This window comes from Pseudanabaena sp. UWO311 (genome assembly GCF_006937785.1).
Lineage (GTDB): Bacteria > Cyanobacteriota > Cyanobacteriia > Pseudanabaenales > Pseudanabaenaceae > Pseudanabaena.
Genome location: NZ_SJEE01000001.1, coordinates 308,883 through 330,756 on the forward strand (window position 1 = coordinate 308,883; position 21,874 = coordinate 330,756).

Annotated in this window: 23 protein-coding genes; 11 read left to right on the forward strand and 12 right to left on the reverse strand. The window is 41.9% G+C overall.

Annotation, left to right across the window (positions count from 1 at the left end; genetic code table 11):
- Positions 1-24: 24 nt before the first annotated feature.
- From nadB to PseudUWO311_RS01470, 3 genes are all read right to left on the reverse strand, one after another.
- Positions 25-1,605 carry an L-aspartate oxidase gene (gene nadB / locus PseudUWO311_RS01460; RefSeq protein ID WP_142653317.1) on the reverse strand — a complete coding sequence of 527 codons (1,581 nt, stop codon included), beginning with the start codon at positions 1,603-1,605 and terminating at the stop codon, positions 25-27.
- Positions 1,606-1,888: 283 nt separating this feature from the next.
- Positions 1,889-2,383, reverse strand: a complete 495-nt coding sequence (locus PseudUWO311_RS01465; RefSeq protein ID WP_142653318.1) for a GNAT family N-acetyltransferase — start codon at positions 2,381-2,383, stop codon at positions 1,889-1,891.
- A gap of 31 nt (positions 2,384-2,414) precedes the next feature.
- Positions 2,415-2,825 carry a DUF4259 domain-containing protein gene (locus PseudUWO311_RS01470; RefSeq protein WP_142653319.1) on the reverse strand — a complete coding sequence of 137 codons (411 nt, stop codon included), beginning with the start codon at positions 2,823-2,825 and terminating at the stop codon, positions 2,415-2,417.
- A gap of 172 nt (positions 2,826-2,997) precedes the next feature.
- Between PseudUWO311_RS01470 and PseudUWO311_RS01475 the strand changes: the two genes are divergently transcribed.
- From PseudUWO311_RS01475 to accC, 7 genes are all read left to right on the forward strand, one after another.
- Positions 2,998-4,305: a serpin family protein gene (locus tag PseudUWO311_RS01475; RefSeq protein WP_142653320.1), complete on the forward strand. Its 1,308-nt coding sequence runs from the start codon at positions 2,998-3,000 to the stop codon at positions 4,303-4,305.
- A 126-nt stretch (positions 4,306-4,431) separates the two neighbouring features.
- On the forward strand, positions 4,432-4,704 hold the full coding sequence (locus tag PseudUWO311_RS01480) for a hypothetical protein (protein WP_142653321.1): 273 nt from the start codon (positions 4,432-4,434) through the stop codon (positions 4,702-4,704).
- Between the two features lie 20 nt (positions 4,705-4,724).
- Positions 4,725-5,723: a serpin family protein gene (locus PseudUWO311_RS01485; RefSeq protein WP_263402885.1), complete on the forward strand. Its 999-nt coding sequence runs from the start codon at positions 4,725-4,727 to the stop codon at positions 5,721-5,723.
- Between the two features lie 55 nt (positions 5,724-5,778).
- Positions 5,779-7,875 (forward strand): NAD-dependent DNA ligase LigA, encoded by a 2,097-nt coding sequence (ligA, locus tag PseudUWO311_RS01490; RefSeq protein ID WP_411729370.1) that lies wholly within the window; start codon positions 5,779-5,781, stop codon positions 7,873-7,875.
- Between the two features lie 255 nt (positions 7,876-8,130).
- Positions 8,131-9,492, forward strand: a complete 1,362-nt coding sequence (gene gorA, locus PseudUWO311_RS01495) for a glutathione-disulfide reductase (protein WP_142653324.1) — start codon at positions 8,131-8,133, stop codon at positions 9,490-9,492.
- A 648-nt stretch (positions 9,493-10,140) separates the two neighbouring features.
- Positions 10,141-10,404: a hypothetical protein gene (locus PseudUWO311_RS01500; RefSeq protein WP_142653325.1), complete on the forward strand. Its 264-nt coding sequence runs from the start codon at positions 10,141-10,143 to the stop codon at positions 10,402-10,404.
- Positions 10,405-10,890: 486 nt separating this feature from the next.
- Entirely contained in the window at positions 10,891-12,255 is a 1,365-nt protein-coding gene (accC, locus tag PseudUWO311_RS01505; protein WP_142653326.1) for an acetyl-CoA carboxylase biotin carboxylase subunit, read from the forward strand.
- Between the two features lie 186 nt (positions 12,256-12,441).
- Here accC and PseudUWO311_RS01510 read toward each other — a convergent pair whose 3' ends face one another.
- The 6 genes from PseudUWO311_RS01510 to PseudUWO311_RS01535 all read right to left on the reverse strand — a co-directional run bounded on the left by PseudUWO311_RS01510 (position 12,442) and on the right by PseudUWO311_RS01535 (position 17,005).
- Positions 12,442-13,296 (reverse strand): hypothetical protein, encoded by an 855-nt coding sequence (locus PseudUWO311_RS01510; protein WP_142653327.1) that lies wholly within the window; start codon positions 13,294-13,296, stop codon positions 12,442-12,444.
- A gap of 56 nt (positions 13,297-13,352) precedes the next feature.
- A complete protein-coding gene (gene lpdA, locus PseudUWO311_RS01515) occupies positions 13,353-14,756 on the reverse strand; it encodes a dihydrolipoyl dehydrogenase (protein WP_142653328.1) in 1,404 nt (467 codons plus the stop codon).
- 140 nt (positions 14,757-14,896) lie between these two features.
- The gene (locus tag PseudUWO311_RS01520; protein ID WP_142653329.1) at positions 14,897-15,274 is read right to left on the reverse strand and encodes a type II toxin-antitoxin system HigA family antitoxin; all 378 of its coding nucleotides are present in this window, start codon (positions 15,272-15,274) and stop codon (positions 14,897-14,899) included.
- 110 nt (positions 15,275-15,384) lie between these two features.
- Entirely contained in the window at positions 15,385-16,344 is a 960-nt protein-coding gene (locus PseudUWO311_RS01525) for an STM4504/CBY_0614 family protein (protein ID WP_142653330.1), read from the reverse strand.
- A 102-nt stretch (positions 16,345-16,446) separates the two neighbouring features.
- On the reverse strand, positions 16,447-16,719 hold the full coding sequence (locus tag PseudUWO311_RS01530; protein ID WP_142653331.1) for a hypothetical protein: 273 nt from the start codon (positions 16,717-16,719) through the stop codon (positions 16,447-16,449).
- Positions 16,667-17,005 (reverse strand): DUF6972 family protein, encoded by a 339-nt coding sequence (locus PseudUWO311_RS01535; protein WP_142653332.1) that lies wholly within the window; start codon positions 17,003-17,005, stop codon positions 16,667-16,669. Before PseudUWO311_RS01535 ends, PseudUWO311_RS01530 begins: the two co-directional genes overlap by 53 nt.
- 101 nt (positions 17,006-17,106) lie before the next feature.
- Between PseudUWO311_RS01535 and PseudUWO311_RS01540 the strand changes: the two genes are divergently transcribed.
- The 4 genes from PseudUWO311_RS01540 to PseudUWO311_RS01555 all read left to right on the forward strand — a co-directional run bounded on the left by PseudUWO311_RS01540 (position 17,107) and on the right by PseudUWO311_RS01555 (position 18,735).
- A complete protein-coding gene (locus PseudUWO311_RS01540; protein WP_142653333.1) occupies positions 17,107-17,700 on the forward strand; it encodes a chromophore lyase CpcT/CpeT in 594 nt (197 codons plus the stop codon).
- 102 nt (positions 17,701-17,802) lie between these two features.
- A complete protein-coding gene (locus PseudUWO311_RS01545; RefSeq protein ID WP_103669061.1) occupies positions 17,803-18,141 on the forward strand; it encodes a YbaB/EbfC family nucleoid-associated protein in 339 nt (112 codons plus the stop codon).
- A 77-nt stretch (positions 18,142-18,218) separates the two neighbouring features.
- Positions 18,219-18,464 (forward strand): DUF3134 domain-containing protein, encoded by a 246-nt coding sequence (locus tag PseudUWO311_RS01550; protein ID WP_142653334.1) that lies wholly within the window; start codon positions 18,219-18,221, stop codon positions 18,462-18,464.
- Positions 18,465-18,504: 40 nt separating this feature from the next.
- The gene (locus PseudUWO311_RS01555) at positions 18,505-18,735 is read left to right on the forward strand and encodes a TIGR02450 family Trp-rich protein (protein WP_142653335.1); all 231 of its coding nucleotides are present in this window, start codon (positions 18,505-18,507) and stop codon (positions 18,733-18,735) included.
- Between the two features lie 240 nt (positions 18,736-18,975).
- Here the strand turns inward: PseudUWO311_RS01555 and PseudUWO311_RS01560 are convergent, their stop codons facing one another.
- The 3 genes from PseudUWO311_RS01560 to bcp form a co-directional block, all read right to left on the reverse strand.
- Positions 18,976-20,079, reverse strand: coding sequence for a phosphotransacetylase family protein (locus PseudUWO311_RS01560; protein ID WP_142653336.1), 1,104 nt, complete (start codon positions 20,077-20,079; stop codon positions 18,976-18,978).
- A 157-nt stretch (positions 20,080-20,236) separates the two neighbouring features.
- Positions 20,237-21,112, reverse strand: coding sequence for a dihydropteroate synthase (folP, locus tag PseudUWO311_RS01565; protein ID WP_223807398.1), 876 nt, complete (start codon positions 21,110-21,112; stop codon positions 20,237-20,239).
- Positions 21,113-21,290: 178 nt separating this feature from the next.
- A complete protein-coding gene (gene bcp / locus PseudUWO311_RS01570) occupies positions 21,291-21,746 on the reverse strand; it encodes a thioredoxin-dependent thiol peroxidase (RefSeq protein ID WP_142653337.1) in 456 nt (151 codons plus the stop codon).
- Between the last annotated feature and the right edge of the window lie 128 nt (positions 21,747-21,874).

Sequence of the window (21,874 nt, forward strand, 5' to 3'; positions counted from 1 at the left end):
ACTTTAGTTCTTGGGTTGCTTGCGTTATAACAAAGCAGGTGAACGCCTGATTTCTTGACCTTCGATAATTGTGTGTAGCTGCCAATTAGGATCAGTATCAGGGAAATCGGAACGATAATGAGCGCCGCGACTTTCGGTGCGAAATAGAGCCGATCGCATTAACAAATATGCATAGTCAGCCAGATTACGGGTTTCGATCCATAGGCGTGAAGGTTCAGCTAGTTCAACTAACTCGAATTGCCATGCCAAAATTTGATTTAAAGCAATTTCTAAATCAGCTTGGACTCGACAGATTCCTGCCGCTTGCCAACTCAGATTTTGAATTCCAGATTTAATTTGTTGAATAGTTGCCGAATGATTATGATCTTCTAGTTTGGGTGCGATCGCCTTCGGAACATTAAAAATCTGCGTTTGCTGTGAACAGACCTGCTCTGCTAAACGTTCTCCAAACACAAAGCATTCTAAGAGAGAATTACTCGCTAAGCGATTAGCTCCATGTACGCCCGTGCTTGCCGTTTCACCAACAGCATAGAGTCCGCTGATGGAAGTGGCTCCATAGGAATCCACGGCAATACCTCCCATACAGTAATGAGCTGCGGGTGTCACAGGAATCGGTGTAGAGAAAATATCAATTTGCCATTGCTGACAGATTTTGATGATATTGGGAAAGCGATGAGCGATTCTCTCTTTGGGAATTGCTTGTAAATCGAGAAATACTGTAGGTTCCTTGGTCTTCTGAAGATGGTTAAATATGGCGCGACTAACAACATCTCTAGGTGCTAGCTCACCCTTTGGATGATAACTAAAAGCAAATCGATCGCCTTGATGATCGATCAAATGTGCTCCTTCCCCACGTACTGCTTCACTGATGAGAAATCTGGGAGCTTTAGGCAAAGCGAGAGCAGTTGGATGAAACTGCACAAATTCCATATCTCGAATTACAGCTCCTGCACGCCATGCGATCGCGACACCATCTCCCGTGCTTGAGGGTGGATTGGTATTTTGCGAAAATACTTGAGCACCGCCACCTGTTGCCAAGACTACCACTGGCGAACTTAAACAACTAATTTCCTGTTCCTGATCTAAATAAAAAACACCGCCACAACGTCCCTTTTCCATATACAAATCTAAAACTAGGGTTGTACTCAAAACCTGAATACTAGGATTCTGGAGTACTGCGTCGGCAAGCTTTGACACCAACGCTCGACCTGTTGTATCTGCCGAGTGCAATACTCTACGTCTTGAGTGAGCAGCTTCTAAGGTGAGGGCAAGGCTACCATCTTCATCGCGATCGAAGTCTACGCCCAAGGCGATTAATTGCTGAATTTGTCGAGGTGCGGCGTTAACTAATACATCTACCGCCTCGGTTTCACATAAGCCAACCCCAGCGGCTAATGTGTCTTTGCCATGAAACTGAGGCGCATCATTTTTGTCGATAACTGCGGCAATCCCACCTTGCGCCCAGTCACTAGCCGAAGTTGACAAATTATCCTTAGTCACTAAACCAATCCGCCAGTTTGGTGCTAAATCTGTAAGTCGAAGCGCAGTATAAAGTCCAGCAGCACCGCTGCCAATGATCAAAGCATCAAACCTTGTTTGGTTCATTAAGTAAAGCCAAGTTGTCTATAGTCGATATTATCTCACTAGATCAATATCATTTCATTGAGTAAGAATCCAGTAGAGGGAGCATAGCATTTACGCCACAATTTTTAAACACACAACAACAATCTCGATCTGCAAATGCTATGCCCTCAATGCTTTCACAGATATCATGTCTTTGTGTTTTGAGGTTTTGGGCATAGGATTCTCAAATTATGGCGATCGCAAAATTTATAGATTGTGAAGGGAATGCTTTGCCCCTACAATTCCATGATCAACCTCAAATATTCTATTTTCCGATATGTCTATAGACCATATTAAAAGAGATATCGCCAACCCGATTGACAGTTTCGCTATCTTCCACTTTCACAAACCCCACCCGTTGATATAAATTCACCACTGGATTATCTGCTCGAACACTCAGACTCACCGCAGGAAATAAACCTTGAGACAGTTCTAAAACTTGCTTTAGCAATCTACTACCAACCCCATTACCTCGATATTCAGGCAACACCGCGATCGCTAATTCTGGAATAGCGGGGTCAATACAACCAAATCCTCGATCATCATCTGCCCACAATCGGAGCCAAGCGGCGGCGAACGCATTTTCATTCATAAATGCCACAGCACCCATATCGCCTAGCCTGCCCCATCCCGCGACATAGCGAGCGAGAATCGGCTGACTTTGCACAGATTTAAGGGAGTCTTCATGGGCAGCATACATCAACATCGTCCATAAGATTGGCTCATCTTCTATTGTCAATTCTCGAACTATGTAATCCATATCCATATCTAACTTCAAAAATGATGAAATTTTATAAATTGACGCGATTCTTTAATTCAGAGACAGAGGCTAACCAAGCTTCGTAGTCTTCAGTTTCTTGCCATAATTCATTCAATTCAGAATTTTCATCAAGAATGAGATCGATCGCTAAATGAGCCTTCTGAACTAAAGCGGTTGAGGGCAGAATTTTGTTGGTTTCAACCCAATTGTCAAGCCTCTCGGAATAAGCACTGCGTTTACCCCAATTGCCTTGTAAACGAGCAATAACTTCGATCGCAGCAATCGCCTCGGTTGCTTCAGAAGCCTCAACACCTTCTTCACCAGAATTAAGTACTGCATTTAAAGCTTCTTCAACTGGCGAGAGGTCACTAACTTTCTCCAATTCATATGTCCAGTCACAAGCATCATCATTCCCAAAGGAATCAACAGCCCAAGTTCCCATAAATCTCTCTTAATAAGGTACAAAGTAAATATACATTTTTCTGAGCAAGAGCAAATAGCTTTTTAGTTTTGGCAATCATTATTGAGTTACAGAAAATGTAACAGCGATAAGCGATCGCAAATTATGTCCTAAACTAAAAACATAGAAATATAGACATCTTAAAATCAGCATTATGAACACTTGTTATCGAGCCACGCTCATTAGTCTGTTAGCTTTAGCCTTAATAGGATGTGCAGTCCCAGACACTCGTAATCCTCAAGTTTCACTAATTAGCACAGTGAGTCCAGCGCCAACTAATATCGCTGAATCTCCAAAACCAATTATTGATAATCGCCCAAATAATCGCAAAGTAAAACTTGATGATCGATTAGTTGAATCAAGTACCAGTTTTGGATTTAATCTATTCGATCGCCTTGCTAAGCAAGATCCCAAAAAAAATATATTTATCTCACCTTCGAGTGTAGCGATCGCCTTATCGATGACCTATAACGGTGCGAGTGGTGAAACCCAAGAGGCGATCGCTAAGGCTTTAGAATTGCAAAACATCAAAATCGATGAGGTGAATGACTTCAATTGGAATATCCAACAATTATTAGCTAATGGCGATACAAACGTCGAGTTAAGTATTGCGAACTCACTCTGGGCGCGAAAGGATATTGCATTAAAGCAGACTTTTTTAAATAAAGTGAAGGAATTCTATCAAGCCGAAATCAGCAACCTTGACTTTAAAGATCCTAATGCCGCAAATACGATTAATGCTTGGGTAAAGAAAAATACCAAAGACAAAATCGATAAAATCGTCGATCGCATTGAGCCAGATAGTATGCTGTTTTTAATTAATGCAGTTTACTTTAAAGGTAAATGGGAATCTCCCTTTGAAAAATCTCTCACTAAGCCACAGCCCTTTACCCTTGCTGATGGTGCAAAGATCCAACATCCTGCCATGTCGAGATCGGGTGAGTATCGCTACTACGACGCACCGACATTTCAAGCGATTAGTCTTCCCTATGGCACTGGACGCTTCAGTATGGAGATTTTCTTGCCAAAGCCTAAATCAAATCTTTTAGAATTTCAGAAGCAATTGACTGCAAAAAATTGGCAAGAATGGTCAACGAAATTCACTCGCAAAGAAGGCTTGATTCAATTACCGCGCTTTAAAGTGGAATATGAGACTAGTCTCAAATCAGCCTTGCAAAATATGGATATGGCGATAGCGTTCGATCCAGACAAGGCAGATTTCCGTAATCTCTCAAACGTTAAAGCCTTTATTGGAGACGTAAAGCATAAAACCTTTGTTGAAGTCAATGAAGAAGGAACAGAAGCAGCCGCAGCAACTTCTATCGAGATGAAAGTGACTTCGGCAATGCCTTCTGAAGAATCTCCATTTCAGATGATCGTCGATCGCCCATTTTTCTTTGCAATTAGCGATCGGCAAACTGGCACAATCATCTTCATGGGTGCAATTAAAAATCCTAAATAAGCAAAAAACTCCGTATTGCAGGGCTTCTTACTTGTTTGGACGACAGATATACGCCAAAGTGACGTACCTGTAGTTAATAGGCGATCGCTTATTATGATATTTGCTAAAAACTTAGAATGCCTCTATATGAAAAACTGCGATCGCATTGCTGCTACTAGTTTATTAGTCTCATTACTTATCGGAATAATTGCTTCAGATAGTTATAGCTCGGCTGCTTTATCTATTAGTCAATCATCACCTATTGCGGTCATTCCAAACCAAAAGCCGAGAAATTTCGAACGTGATCGCCAATTAAATCTTGATACTAGATTGATTGAGGCTAGTAATCGTTTTAGTTTCAATCTATTTGATCGGATTGCTAAAAAAAAACAAATAAGAATATATTTATTTCACCTCTAAGCATATCGCTCGCCCTATCAATGACCTATAACGGCGCAAGTGGAGAAACTCAAAGCGCTATGGCGAGAACTTTAGAGGTGCAAGGTATTGCGATTAGTGAAGTAAATAACTTCAATCGAATATTACAAAAATCGCTGTTGAGTAATGATAAAGGCACTGAGATTAGCATTGCCAACTCACTTTGGGCAAATAAGGATTTTTCTTTAGAACAATCGTTTGTTGACAATACAAAAACCTACTATCAAGCAAAACTAAGCAATCTTGACTTTAGCGATCGCAATGCACCAACCATCATCAATGATTGGGTGAAACAAATAACTAAAGGTAAAATCAGTAAAATCATAGAGGAAACGAATAGCAGTACTACGATCATTTTGGTTAACGCTATATATTTCAAAAGTGGATGGAGGAAGCCTTTTAATAAGTCAAATACTAAGCCAAAGCCATTTACTTTAGATGATGGCACAAAGATTCAACATCCAGCAATGTCACATAATAGCTTCTATTTATATTTTGACACACCAGAATTTCAAGCTATTAAGATTCCCTATCGATCTACACGCTTTAGCATGGATATCTTTTTACCAAAGCCTACATCTAATCTAACCAAGTTTCAAGAACAATTAAAAGCAAAAAATTGGCAGGTTTGGTCAGATAAGTTTGAGAAAAGGGAAGTATTTGTTCAATTACCCCGTTTTAAAATAGAATATGGCATTGATCTCATCAATACCCTCCAAAAAATGGGTATGCAAATTGCTTTTAGCCCAGCCGCAGACTTCCGTAATCTTTCATCCGAAAAAGCTTTTATCAATGAAGTGAACCACAAAACTTTTGTCGAGGTGAATGAGCAAGGAACAGAAGCGGCGGCAGTTACTTCTGTTGGTATGACTAGAGGGCTTAATTTACCAGAACCAGAGAGTGCTCAGATGATTATTGATCGCCCATTTTTCTTTACAATAAGCGATCAGCAAACTGGCACTATTCTCTTCATGGGCGCAATTAAAAATCCATCTAAATAAGACAGATCGCCGACTGCTATATAATTAAGCATATCAAGTTTTGTAATACAGCAATATTGTGACTGAAATCTCTTCCAATCTTGAAATTCAAGCAAGGTTACTAGAACTACGCAAAGTACTGCAACGCACTAGTTATGAGTACTATGTCCTTGATGCTCCCACTATGGAGGATTCAGTTTATGACGCGCTCTATCGGGAATTGCAAGCACTTGAAGCGCAATATCCACAACTGATTACTCCTGACAGCCCCACGCAGCGCGTAGGCGAGAAACCAACTACTCAGTTTGTATCAGTTCAGCATCACATTCCACTTTTCAGTTTAGAAAATGCCTTTATTTCTAGTGATGTAAAAGCTTGGCAAGAAAGATGTCAAAAGGGATTAGCAAGTAATGCAGAGGAAGTAAGCGGCACTAAGTACCGCTTACTTCCTGACGGGTTTTTAGATAGTGTTTGTGAATTGAAGATTGACGGATCGGCGATCGCATTAACCTATGAGCATGGGGTCTTAGTGCGTGGAGCAACTAGAGGCGATGGTACATCAGGCGAAGACATCACTCCTAACATTAAAACTATTCGTTCCATTCCCTTAAGATTAAATTTAGAGAATCCACCTGATCGCCTCGAAATTCGCGGTGAAGCATTCTTACCGATCGCTGTTTTTGATGAAATTAACCAAGAGCGATCGCAGCAGGGAGATGCCCTATTCGCCAACCCCCGCAACGCCGCCGCAGGAACTCTCCGTCAACTCGATTCTCGTATCGTCGCCAAACGCCGCCTTGATTTCTTTGCTTATACTATCCACATTAATCAGGCAGATTTTGCAAAGCAAAATCTGCCCGATATTTCTTCGCAATGGCAAGCTCTAGAATTCCTCCAAACAATTGGCTTTCGTGTTAATCCAAATAAACGACTCTGTAAGTCCATACAGGAATTGCAAGAGTACTATGACTTTTGGTCAACGGAACGGCTCAAACTTCCCTATATGACCGATGGGATGGTGATGAAGCTGAATGACTTCTCTCAACAAGAACAACTCGGTTTCACCCAAAAGACTCCCCGTTGGGCGATCGCATGGAAATATCCCGCCGAAGAAATGCCCACGATCATCGAATCTGTTACCGTGCAAGTAGGTCGTACAGGCACACTCACACCAGTTGCCGAGTTACGTCCAGTCTTGCTAGCGGGAACAACCGTTTCAAGAGCAACTCTGCATAATAGCGATCGCCTAGCCGAACTAGATTTACATCTTGGGGATACGGCGATCGTGCGAAAGGCTGGAGAGATTATTCCTGAAGTAGTGCGCGTGCTGCCTGAATTGCGACTTAATGGCGCAATTCGTTTTGTAATGCCCACCCACTGCCCTGAATGCAGTCAACCAGTTTTTAAGCCCGAAAACGAAGCGGCTACCCGTTGCATTAATTTAGAATGTCCTGCGATCGTGCGGGGTGCGATCGAGCATTGGGTCAGCCGTGATGCGCTGGATATTAATGGAATTGGCGAGAAATTAGTCAGGCAATTAGTTACTGAAAATCATATAACTTCCGTTGCCGATCTTTACGATCTGACTAGTGACCAGTTACAAACCCTCGATCGCATGGGGCAAAAATCTGCCGACAAGATCATTTCTGCGATCGCCCAATCCAAAAATAAGCCTTGGGCGCGAGTCCTCTATGGTTTGGGCATCAGGCATGTGGGCAGCGTAAACGCTCAAAATATTGCGGATAATTTTCCGAATGTGGAGTTATTAGCAAGGTCTACGCCCGAAGCGATCGCTTCTATCTTTGGTATCGGTGAGGAAATCGCCCAAGCTATTTATGAATGGTTTCGCAAAGAAGCTAATCAGAGCTTGATCCAGCGCTTACAAGCGTCAGGATTACAGTTCGTATGCGAGAAGAAAGATAATCAGGCGATCGCTATAAACCCTAATATCACTGGTAAAACTTTTGTGGTCACAGGGACGTTGCCAACGCTAAAGCGAGATGAAGCTAAAGCGCTCATTCAATCCGCAGGCGGCAAAGTAACTGACTCTGTGAGCAAAAAAACAAATTATCTAGTTGTTGGAGCCGACGCTGGCTCTAAGTTTGAAAAAGCACAATCTTTGGGTGTGCAATGTCTTTCTGAAGAAGAGTTATTAAATTTAATTGACTCGTAAGGCGGGTAGCCCTGCACTCAAGTGCGGGCTAAGAGCTAAAGTCGGTTGAAACCGACTGAAGAAATTCGACCCGTTCAGCAATTCTCATTATGAAACCGATTTTTATAATGAGAATTGCTGCAACCCGTTTCAACGGGTTTTAGCTTTTAGCCCGCACTTGAGTGCAGGGCGTTTGCGATGTGTGCTGAGTACAAGGGAGCTTTTTAACGGGGGCTGGGGGAGATCTATACTTACCAAAAAAGACGAGAAAAAATTATGACAAATTTTGATTACGATTTATTTGTGATTGGGGCGGGCAGTGGTGGACTTGCCGCCTCCAAACGTGCCGCCACATTTGGCGCAAAAGTTGCGATCGCAGAAGGTGACCTCGTAGGGGGGACTTGTGTGATTCGTGGCTGCGTACCCAAAAAGCTCATGGTCTATGCATCACATTTTTCGCATTTTCCTCAAGAGGCGGCTGGTTATGGCTGGGATATTCCCGCAGGTAAGCTTGACTGGAGCAAACTCCGCGATGCTATTCAAACCGAAGTATTGCGCTTAAATAAACTGCACATTAGTTTTTTAGAGAAAAGTAATGTCGAGCTAATTTCAGGATTTGCCAAATTTGTGGACGCGCATACTGTAGCGGTAGGCGATCGCCAATTTACTGCCGAACGCATTCTGATCGCTGTCGGAGGTGAAGCCTCCAAGCCAAATTTAGCGGGTATGGAATATGCCATTACTTCCAAAGAGATGTTTTTATTGCCGCAATTTCCACAGCGTTTTGCAGTGATTGGTGGAGGTTATATCGGTACTGAGTTTGCAGGAATCATGCAAGGGCTAGGTGCTGAGGTGACGCAAATAATTCGCGATCATTCAATTTTAAAAGGCTTTGATAACGATGTGCGAACCAATGTTCAAGAAGGTATGGTTAGCCATGGCATTAACTTTCATATTGGTGTTGACAGCGAGTCCCTCACGATTTCTAAAAATGAGAACGAACTCACAATTTCCTTTAACGATGGTGATGGTAATGCGCAGCAAATCACCGTTGATACCGTTTTAGCAGCAACAGGTCGAAAACCAAATCTCGCGCCTTTAAGCTTGGAAAAAGCAGGAATCGAAGTTGTTAATGGCGCGATCGCAGTCAAAGAAGATAGTTGCACCAATCAACCGCATATCTATGCGATCGGGGATTGTACCAATCGGGTGAATCTAACACCTGTTGCGATCGCAGAAGGTCGCGCCTTTGCTGATACGGTCTATGGTCATACGCCCAGATTCATCAGTCATACCAATATTCCCTCAGCGGTTTTCTCTCAGCCCGAAGCCGCTACCGTTGGTCTATCTGAAGAAAAAGCACGAGATCTGTATGGCGATCGCGTAAAAGTTTATAAAACTAAATTTCGGCCGATGTTCTATAGCCTTGCGGTCGGAGAAGCAAAAACCATGATGAAACTAATCGTAGTCGGCGAAGAAGAACGGGTTTTGGGTCTACAAATGGTGGGCAAAGATGCCGCAGAAATCATTCAAGGCATGTCGCTCGTCGTAACAATGGGCGGTTGTAAAAAAGATCTTGACAACACAATGGCGATGCATCCCACCGCCGCTGAAGAATTCATGACGATGCGTTTGTAAGGATGAACACTTGCAAGATGACTTTTTATCAACAGGAATGCTTTCCTGCGATCGTTGCACTGAAGATTGGTTCCATGATTGAAATTGCTAATTGCTGACTGAACTTTTTTGCTATTGTAAAGAAACATTTAAAATATTGAGATTTCTTCAAAAAAATTTATATTCAATTAGCAATGCAATTCATGTAAAGATTTATATGACTTTTTATGTTGAATATTATTCTTTAACTATTTTTTAATCATCAATCACTCCCCTACTGCCAAGCAGGGTCTAGTAATTAGTTCTCACCATTTACAAGGCGGGGATCGCCTATCTGGCAATGATCCCCATTTTTGATGCTTATAATCGATGCATGATTGAAATTGATGTTATAAGTTTATCTCGCACATACTTGTCTGAAAATAAGTTTCAAAACTCATTTAAAATTTCTAACTATTCCTTTAGAAATACTTCTGACAAGACATAGCGAATTTTTAAATCCTAATAAATTTAGCCATTTCTTGTGATGAACCCATTACAAATCCTTAATAATCAAGAAATATAATGTACCTGTTCTAAGCTCATTAAACATTTTTAATAAATCAGTTACCTCAAATTCTTCTAAATACTTAATTTAAATTCACCTATATATTGAAGGACTTAACCAAAATGATTGAATCTATACGCTGCCCTAATTGTGGTGCGATCGCCGAACGCCACCACCTCTCCTATCTTGCTCAAGTCAAAACTCAATGCGACGCATGTGACTATCTATTAGTAATGTGTACTCGCAGTGGTCATGTCCTAGAGTCCTATGCTCCAGGATTACCATCAGAGCCACGACCAATGCAACCAATTGCAGTTCGCCTCACGCCGCTTGCTCAACCTCAAAGCAATAATTCTCGTAGAGATGTTGCTGCTCTGAGCGCTTAGCTTCGTATTTACTATTAGTATTTACCAAGTGAGGGGATTTGGATTTAGATGCAAGCACTTACAATAAAAAATAGCTCTCTTAGATCTGATTCACGAGTTAATCAAATCTGAGGGAGCTAAAATTTTGATCGCCTAAACTGATAGTTTGGAAATTCATATGGCTGCCTTACGCGATCGCCTATTGATGACCTACGAAGAATATCTCGCTTTGGAATCCCATCAAGAATTTGGAATCAGTAAACTTAGCGATCTTAGTGAGTGATCTATATAGATAAGGTGTAATTTGATAATCCTGTACAAGTTTATAGCTATAAACTTAATCAATATAGCTACCAAAAAAAGTTAAAATTCAAAAGCCTAAAGTCATCGACTACTAACAAAACTGTAAGTCAGTGACTGAAAGCTTAATCGGGATTTGCAACCTACCAAAACAGAGCAACCAATCACCGATTACCCAACACTTAACACCAATTACCGTTCTGAAACATGGCTCCCATCGCCAAACTACTGATTGCCAATCGAGGTGAAATTGCCCTCCGAATTATTCGGACTTGCGAAGAACTCGGAATTCCGACAGTTGCTGTTTATTCCGATGTTGATCGCAACTCTTTGCATGTACAACTAGCCCATGAAGCTGTCTGCATTGGCGACTCACCCAGCAGCAAAAGCTATCTAAATATTCCCAATATTATTTCGGCAGCTCTCACCCATAATGCCACTGCTATTCACCCTGGCTATGGCTTCTTATCAGAAAATGCCAGATTTGCCGAAATTTGTGCTGATCATAACTTGATGTTTGTGGGGCCAAGCCCTAACTCGATCCGCTCAATGGGCGATAAGTCCACTGCCAAAAAGACGATGCAGAAAGCGGGCGTGCCGACTATTCCTGGAAGTGAAGGCTTAATCGAGTCGGAAGAACAAGCGATCAAAATTGCTGAAGATATTGGCTACCCCGTCATGATCAAGGCGACAGCAGGTGGTGGTGGTCGCGGTATGCGTCTGGTCATCAATCCTGATGATTTATTACGTTTATTACGTGCTGCCCAAGGCGAGGCAGAAGCAGCTTTTGGGAATGGTGGGGTCTATATTGAGAAAGTCATTGAGGAGCCACGCCATATTGAAGTGCAAATCTTGGCGGATATGCATGGTCATGTGGTGCATTTGGGCGAAAGAGATTGTTCGATCCAACGTCGCCACCAAAAGCTATTAGAAGAAGCGCCTAGCAGTGCCGTTAATCCAAAATTGCGTGAAAGAATGGGTGATGCGGCGGTAAAGGCGGCTAAAGCGATTAATTATCTCGGTGTGGGTACTGTCGAGTTTTTGCTGGACAAATACGGCAAGTTTTATTTCATGGAAATGAATACTCGTATCCAAGTCGAGCATCCTGTGACGGAGATGATCACTGGTATTGACTTAATTGCCGAGCAGTTACGAGTTGCCCAAGGCGAGAAGTTACGCTTCCAGCAAAAGGAAATTGAGATTCGTGGTCATGCGATCGAATGTCGGATCAATGCTGAAGACCCCGATCACAATTTCCGACCTAATCCAGGTCGCATTAGTGGCTATTTACCTCCTGGCGGGCCTGGTGTTCGCATGGATTCCCACGTATACACTGATTATGTGATTCCGCCCTATTATGATTCGCTGATTGCGAAGTTGATTGTCTGGGGTAGCGATCGCAATGCCGCGATTTTACGAATGCGCCGAGCTTTACGTGAATGTGCCATTACAGGCGTACCGACTACGATTCCTTTTCATCAGAAGGTTTTAGATGATGAGGAATTTAGATTGGGGCATGTGTACACCAATTATGTGCCATTGCTGCAAGCGAGACTGGCAGAACGAGAATAAAAAAAGCACCCCGATGGGGTGCTTTTTTTATTTGAAACTAAGTGCGATCACTACTTGGCAAACCGATACCGTGATCTCTCAGCCTTGTTTTGAGATCATTGAGTTCGCGGCGAATGTCATCATTGATCGCAAAGCCTTCACCTAAATTTGCAAGAGCTTTCTGTCACTATCTACTTCTCTCTAACTCTATCTATCAGTCAGATCTTGTACATTAATTCGTAAAAAACGGCCTAAACTTTGAGCTATGTTTTGAGCAATTGTTATAGAAATAAAAACCAAGGGAATGGGACTCTTTTTCCCAGAAATATAGATTTTGAGATAGTATAAAATCCCTCCTTTACTACCTCTAGTTTTTGTTAATATAATTTCTCTAATATCCATTAACAAAAATTGATATTTCTTTCGACCAAAAATTGTTTGTACTTCCCAGATTAAATATTTTTCATCGCGATCAAAAGTTAAACAATGCCATTGCAATAAAAAATAAGTTATAAATAAGCCAACTATAGGAAACAACAATAACAACAATGGCAGTAATATAACCTGCCATTGTTGACTGGCAGAATAAGTTAATTCGATTTTCCCATCACCAGAAACAACAAATTTATTGAACTTTTCTACCCATGACGCTAGCTCCACAGACTCTATGTTCAGGTAAGGAGACATGCGATCGCTAAATATAGTTATCTCTTTGTCATTAGTTGTTAAAGTGATCCATTGTTCGTCACGACCTTTTTTATTTGTAACAAAATGAAAATAAGCTTTAGAAACATTCTGCCAAGTTGTATCTTCGCTTTTTGCATACCCTAATAAATGTCCAGAAGTTTGTTTGCAAACGACTTTTTTAGACGTATTACGCTCACAGCTTAGAGTCTTTGTGCCTATGGAATAGAGACTGTCATAAGCAATAAATGGAAAAGAAAACAACGGGGTCATACAAGCTGAGCCCCAAATACTTAGAAAGACAATAATGATGACTTCAGGTTTCCCTTTAATTGTTATTTTTTGGCGATCTTCACTTGGGACTATGTTGTATTCCATGAGATTTTCTCCAATAGTTTTAACAAAAAAGCACCCCATTGGGGTGCTTTCTTAAGTTAGATATGCGCTGCGCGTTTGTAAGCTTCATCCAAAACTTCGCTAAGAGTTGGGTGAGCGTGAACAATCGTTGCTAACTTCTGCACCGTTTGGCGATCGCGTATTGCTGCCGATGCCTCATGAATCAAGTCCGAAGCATGGATACCAATGATATGCACGCCCAAAAGTTCGCCCGTATCTTCGCGATAAACAATCTTCGCTAAGCCTTCGGTTTCTCCCTCCGCGATCGCCTTGGAATTACCCTTAAAGTATGACTTCGCTGTAGCTACCTTAAAGCCTTCCGCCGCCCCCTTCTCCTTAGCCTGTGGTTCAGTCAAGCCGACAAAGCTAACTTCAGGATGAGTAAACGCCGCCGCAGGGATGCTTTGATAGTCAACTGTAGAAGCACGACCACACATATTCTCAACAGCCACAATACCCTGTGCTGAAGCCGCGTGAGCCAACATCATCTTGCCCGTCGCATCACCGATCGCCCAAAGATGCGGAACGGAAGTTGCCATCGTGTCATCCACATCAATAAATCCACGCTGATTAGGCGCAATACCTACACTTTCTAAACCAAGATCCTTAGTGAGCGGAATCCGTCCTGTGGCAACCAAACAAGCATCCACTTCCAGAACTTCCACTACCTTCTTCGTTTTGGCATCGGTAAGTTCAATCTTGACGGGAGCACCAGCCGTAATCTTGGTAGCGAATACACCAGTTCTCGTTTCGATATCGCGAGGTTTGAGAAGTACACGCTCCGCAATCTTGGCAATATCAGGATCAAACCCTGGCATCAAAATATCTAACGCTTCGATCATGGTTACTTCAGAACCAAGCGCTGTATAAACATCGGCAAATTCCAGCCCGATGTAACCACTACCAATAATCGCCACCCACTGGGGCAAAGTTTCTAAACGCACAGCCTGATCGCTGGTGTAGACAGTTTTGCCATCGATTTCAATACCGCGTGGCACAAATGGCTCGGAGCCTGTGGCGAGAATAATATCTTTGGCGGTGTAAGTCTTATCGCCAACGCTAACTTTCTGCACACCTGCGACACGACCACGACCTTCCAAAATATCTACGCCTAATCGTTTGAGGCTATTGGTCAAGTCGCCGCGCAATTTCAGTACTAAGTTATCGGCATGACTGGCGATCGCCCCGCGATCGAAATTTACTTCACCCACATCAATGCCTAACGCCTTTAGGTGAGACTTTGCCCGCATTTCTCGCACCCGTCCCGAAGCCGCTAGCAATGCCTTGGATGGGATACAGCCACGGTTGACACAGGTCCCGCCCATTACGCCATCTTCGACGATCGCTGTTTTTAAGCCACAAGCGACGGCATGGAGGGCTGCGCCATGTCCACCAACGCCAGCGCCAATAATGATCAAATCGTAATCAAATTTGTCCGACACCTAATCTTTCTCCAGTAGAATCGATCTACTATTTTTACATCGTTTGGACATCGTGTTAGCCCTTGTAAGATGTCGCTGTCAAGGAAATTGCTACACTTTATCTATAAAAATCATTAAAATGTCTTAATTGCAATAATTACTTATGCGGAAGTTTGTAATGATTGGTAAGGCTGAATCAGGATCTCTGCGGGAACTCCCAGCTCTTTATTTAGTTTTCTGATCATTTCTAGGGTTAGAGAAAACTTACGCGCTAATATCTCCGCCGAACTAACTCGACTACCGAGATAAGCCTCTAAGTCATTGTGTGACCATCCACGCGCATCCATGTAGTACCGAATTGCTTCAATCGGATCGGGAAGTTCGATGGGAAAGTGCAGTCTTTCATAGGATTCCGCTAAGCTGCTAAGAATATCTAGGCGATCGCATTCGGGGGTATTTGGTTCAGCATCGAATAATAATTCAATTTCTTGGAGGACTTGTTGATAGTCTGCTTCAGTCCTAATGGGTCGCAGTTCCATAGGGTTACCTTCACTAGAGTAATCACTAAACTTTTATCCAGTTTTAAAATTATCTAAATTTAATATGTCACTACAGTAATGATTTTAGTAATCATATAAATATCAAAGGATTATTTCACCTCACTACGCTTAGCTTTATAGGCTTCTACGAGTAAAACTATATTTGAAGCAGTAAGGTGCAAAACGTAAGCTGCTAAGTATTCAGGCACTTCTTTTGTTTCTGAGCCTTGACCATGACCAGATGTTTTATTGCGAACAGTCGGAACACCAGCTTCAAGAACTTGCTTTAAACCTGAAAAATGGGTTTGCAGATAGCTAGGTACAAGTTCTTCTCTTTTTAGGATAGTATCAATAAGTTTTGAAGCAGTAGCAGTCTTGTCATAAGCCCAACTAAATTTGTCACAAATAGTTTTCATTGTGCTTTCAAAAGCCTTCAAAGATTCAACAATTGCTGCTTTATACTCTTGATTTCGATAATGATCATGAGCACTTCGGAACTCTTGCTCAGCACCACTAAACCCTTCACTAGAGATTAGAGTGAGTGCTGGCACAACTGCTTCTGCATGGAGAAAAACTGAATCAATACGAATAATTTGACCATTGTTGTACTGATATCCAATTCCATGCTCAAGAAAACGATGATTTAGCTCTTCAATTGCTTCCTCAGATGTTTGTGGCAGTAATTCATCTGCGTATCTATATTCCTCAAACAGTTTTGGGACAGTATGCTCAATGTAGAAGAAAGTAAGCTCGATTAGATCAAGAAGGTTATCAGTATGTGTGGCTTGATTAAGAAAAAAAGATCTGCATTGCTCAAAGCTACTTTCAGGATGTTGATCTCCCGCTAGAATAAGCAAACCTAGTTCTCTTGTTAATGACTTATAAACTGATGCCCACACATTTCTAGCTAGTGATGAAATTTGACCATTATAAAGTCCAATAGCAGTTTCCCATATGTATATCACCTGTCTTCTAAATGGAATCGGCAAGTCTGTATATTGATAAACTTCTGGCTGAGTGATACGCTCAATAGCCTTTTTTCTCTTGGAATATAAGTTAACAATTGCCATTTTTTAGTAAGGGTCTAATTTAAGTAATTGAATAAGCAGTTTGAGTTACTCAAGTTAGTGATTTTTCTCTAACTTTATAGGATTTGTGAATATTGTTTATCTTTATGCTAAAACTTCAGAAAGAGATAACCTTCCGTTAATTGGCTCAAACTCATCTTCTAACAACCATAACTGAGCCTCTTCGTAGCTTTGACTAGTTAACACAACCTTATAATTTTCAACAGGATCGCAAACACGACATACACCCATGCGATCGCCCATTAGCATTAGCAAATAAGGTGGCGACTGCATTGGATCGATCCAAACTTCAAGAAAGCTCCACTCATCCTTCACTGGGTCGAGTACGGGGGATAACATGGTATCGATTGTTTGCATCTACTTTAACCTCGCCATAAAACAAAGGAATAGTTGAACCGTCTACCGCAATCCTGTAACCAATAGGCTCTGAGAAAAACAACCCATAACGCTCATAATTGCGGATTGTTCCAGTATAATCACCTGATTCGATAATTGCCTGAGCAACTCGAATCATAGTAGCCTCATCTTTAAAAACATGAGCAGAGCGCCCTAGCTTAAGTAAACGTTGAGATTGCAGTGTATTTGGCAAGTGTTTAGGAACGTGTCGTTGATCGAGAATAACATCACGATTTATGCCAGTCATTTCACAAGAATTTGCTAGTTTAGATTCGAGTCAATTTACAGGTAAAGATTACATTCTGATGAATCATATTAACCATCTAGTATTAAGTATTTGTGGATTTTATGAGTGTCTCTAAAGAGCTTTTAACCCTTACTTCATGGATGGCTGGTGAATTTAGCAACCGTGAACAATCACTAGATCAACCTGTTTGGTTTGTGAACTTAGTCTGGTGGCAGCGTCCTATCCCATTTAACGTTTTAGGCAGCATTGCCATTTTTGCCGAACAAGCCAATGCGCTAATCCTCGATCGCCCTTATCGTCAGCGCATTTTGCAATTTGTAGAAAATGACGGCAAAATTCAAGTGAAATATTGGGGATTTAAAGATCCTGCGGCATGGACTGGGGCTGGACGCGATCGCGATCGGCTTAACCAAATCACCATTAATGACATCGAACCCCTCGTTGGTTGTTTATTAGATGTCTCATTTACCAATGGTCGCTACAAAGCCGAAATGCCCAAGGAGGAAAAATGTTGTTTCCAATATTTAAACGAATCACGCCAAGTTGTTTTAGGATTCGAGGCTAGCGCTGATGAATTTTGGAGTGGCGATCGAGGGATTAATCCTGACACAGGATCGGCAATCTGGGGTGCGATCGTAGACTCATATAAATTTAGCAAAACCCAAGATTTTGGCAACGAGATCCTAAACAACTAGCTAGGTAGCGAATCGTGAGAGTTAGCGATGACCGTACTTACCCGATCGCGCAGATTTAGTGACATAATGTACAGGAAAACTTAGGATAAAACTGATACTGCTATGTCAGACGGAAAAGGATTTGGCTTTGGTTTAGGCAAAATGAAAGAAGCCTTCCAAAAAGCGCAGCAAATTCAAGAAGGCGCAAAAAAGCTACAAGAAGAACTAGATGAATTGCGCTTAACTGGAGAATCAGGCGGTGGTTTGGTAAAAATCACCCTAAGCGGTAACCAAGAACCTCAAAGCGTGGAAATTTCTCCCGAAGCTTTAAATGAAGGTGCAGAAGTTTTGTCCGATTTGGTACTAGCAGCCCTCAAGGATGCCTATCAGCTTTCTACTGGCACTATGAAACAAAAAATGGAAGACCTCACTGGTGGCTTAGGTTTGCCCGCAGGTTTCTAACTTTTCAAGAAGTGTTTTCAAGAATTGTGCAAGGCACAATTCTTGAGCGAGACTAGAATTTTTTATCTGATATTTTTATGATTAATAACCCCGCTTTGCGCGTACAGCGCCGCAACCAACCAGCCACACTTATTCCTACAGAGCAGCAAGCATCGATTCTTGATTGGCTAGAGTCCACAGGTCGCCTTATCGCTAGAGAAGGTACGGAGTCGAGCTTAAAGTTTGATGACGAAGCCGAAGAATTAAGTGAATTGATGCTAGGTGATGACCCTAGCTACATCGATGACGATGACGATGATGATGATAACGACGATATTGATTAGACATAAAAAATGCGGCTAGCCGCATTTTTTATGAGGTAGTATGCCAAAAAAACAAAAATTCCCCCATCTAATCGGTTCTAAGTGGACTGCTATGCAAGAAACTTTCGGTTGGCGACATTTTGTTGTAGTGAATCGCAAAAATGAAGGAGAGCTAGTTTTTGCCGAGATCAAAGCAGCCTGTGATGATTCTGTAAGATTTTGGCTAAATGCAAAGGCTCTGAAGAGGCGATCGCTATGGTTACCTGGCTGGAAAACCTTAAGTGAAATGTAATACTATAGCTATCGCCATTCTTGTTAGGACATAAAACCCAAATAGTTTTAGGCGGCGCGAAGCGTCGCCTAAAACTATTTGGGTTTTATGTCGTCCTGATACAAATGGCTAAGGCTATAAGATACAAAATGGCTACGCCATTTTGTATCTTTAAAACTCTTACTGGGTTTGGGTTTTAATTCACAGAAGTAATGCTTAAACAAAAAAAGAGGTGTCGCTTAGCGACACCTCTTTTTTTGTTTAAGCATTGGCTAAAGCTTTGATATCCATGAGCTTTAAGAAGCGATCGAAATTAAAGTATTTTCCCATCATGTCGCAGATGCTGGTAACTTTCACTCCTTCATGCAGACGAACTTGCCCTAGACAAGATTCGATAATACTGACTGTACTGAGTGTGTCTTTATTGACTGAGAGAATAGGGACACCCAATTCCATCGCTTTGTGGGCGACATCATCATTAACAAAGGGACGACCCGTCAGAATCAAGCAATTTGTCGATGTTTCTAGGGCAGCGAACTGGAGATCGATACGGCTGCTGCCTGTAATTACGGCCTTGTTATAAGATTTGCGGAAATAGCTTTGAGCTGAGTTGACATCCATTGCGCCAATTTTGAGTTCCTCAACCATGACTTTTCCTAAATCAATATTTTCAGGACGGCAGAGGATATTTGCACCAAGTTGCTCAATGATTTCAGAGACGCTGACACTTCGCAAAGTGCGGTTTTCTGGCATGAGGGCAAATACTGGAATACCTTGATTTTCGAGATAAGGGTGGAGAACCTCGATCGCTGTTTCATATTGTTCATCAGGAATGTCATTAATGACAACACCTAAAAGGCGATCGCCAAAGCGTTGTTTTGCCATCAAGATATGGTCAACTACTAACAGCGAACCAAATCGCATTACCAACAAAATGGGAGCTTCGAGTTGCTCTGCCATCTCCTCCAGAGAAAGCCCAAAAATTGCACCTTCGGCAGTATTAGCAGGTGCTTCTAAAAGTACGAGATCGCCTTCAATTAATTTTTTATACTCATCCAACTTAGTACTGTAATCAGCCTTATCTTCACCAGATAGACGGCGTTGGAGAGCAGCTCGGTCAAGATTAAGAAGAGTGGGGCGCAAAAGTGATTGCGGCAAATTTAGCGCTTGCTTAATAAATTCCACATCAGCTTCAGTGCGTTCGGCTGATTCGGGTAATTCTTTGGTCGTAAAAGTACCTATCGGCTTACCATAGCCAATTTTGTAACCTTTAGCTTGCAAGTTATAAGTTAATCCCAAAATTGTTGCTGATTTTCCACTGCCTGATCTGGTGGAACCAATCAGCAAATGCTTAGCCTGTGGCACGTCTTGCCCTCAAAAAATGATTACAAACTTTACAGAGTTGTATTAAAGCCTACATCCTGTTTGGCTATTGTAACTGATGGACTGTTACGGATGCTTGTTGATCTTGGTTAATTGTGCATACGGATTATGCAATATATCGATGAGTAACAAAGCATAGCTATCGATATATTGCGTCACTAATACGACAAGCATCAAATATTTCCTTGGGATCATGTACTCGCAAGATATCTGCGCCACCAGCAATACATGCACTACAGGCTGCAATCGTTCCATAAAGACGATCGCGAGGATCAGGGCGATCGCATATTTTACCGATAAAACTTTTACGAGATACACCTAGTAATAGAGGTGCGCTGATCTCCTTAAAGCTGCGTAGATTTTTTAAAATTTTAAGATTATGGTCAAGAGTCTTACCAAAGCCGATTCCCGGATCGATCGCAATTAAATGCTTTGGAATGCCACAAGCTTTGGCTACCAAAATTGCATCGTTAAGGAATTTCTTAACATCTTGCACCACATCGCGATAGTGAGGATTTTCTTGCATAGTGCGTGGCTCGCCTTGCATATGCATTAAAAAAATTGGTACTTGTAACTTTCCCGCTAGAGGCAGCATTTCAGGATCAAATCTTCCAGCAGACACATCATTGAGCATATTTGCACCTGCGGCGATCGCAGCTTTTGCGACAGTTGCCTTGGCTGTATCAACGGAAATCGGCAAGTTGGGATAGGTTTCGCGGATGGCTTGAATAATCGGCAAAATGCGATCGCATTCTTCGTCAGCGCTAACTGGCTGAGCATTAGGTCTAGTTGATTCGCCGCCAATATCGAGTATGTCAATATAGGGCAACATTTGCGCGACTTGTTCTAGTGCTGCATCCCTTGAGTTAAATTGACCGCCATCGCTAAAACTATCGGGTGTAAGATTCAAAACACCCATGAGGTATGTGCGATCGCCCCAAATAAATTCGCGATCGCGAATTTTCCAATTAGCTAATTTATTTGAGTTTGCAGTTTTGCTTGTGCTTAGATTCAATGTTTACACCTCAGAATTTTTTACAGCACTTGGTGCTATTACAGGGCTTTGCGCGCAAACCCAAACCAAGAAATTTTTTAAAAGTGTTGCGAAGCAACACTTTTAAAAAATTTCTTGTGGTTCGTTTGATCGGTAACTGCTGTAAGTAAAGAGGATGCGCAAAGCGCATCCTCTTTACTTAGATGTCTGCGAGAACTTCGGCGGGATGTAGTTCGGCCTTAACAGCGAGATAAATTTTCTCGATTTTACCCTCTGGATCAATCACAAAGGTATTGCGGAAGATTCCCATATATTCTTTGCCCATCATTTGCTTCTTGCCATAGCTCTCGTAGGCTGTAGCAACTTGAGCATCGACATCACAGAGTAATGGGAAAGGTAAATCAAACTTTTCGGTAAACTTTTGATGAGACTTAGCATCATCGGTACTGACCCCAAAAATCAGCGTATTTTTGGCTTGAAACTGAGCATAGTTATCGCGAAAGCCGCAAGCTTCTTTAGTGCATCCAGGGGTGTTATCGCGAGGATAGAAATATAGAACTACACGCTTACCTTTAAGACTAGAGAGCGTCACAATGTTGCCGCTCGTGTCAGCAACGCTAAAATCTGGGGCGATATCGCCAACATTCAAAGCCATAGATATTCTCTATAAGTTGTTATCCAAAACATATTATGAATCACTACTGCCTGACAGTACATGTCAACTTTTGAAGACTTTTGCAAACCTAGTAAGTAGCTTGTATTTTGGTGTTTCCAGCGCCTTTA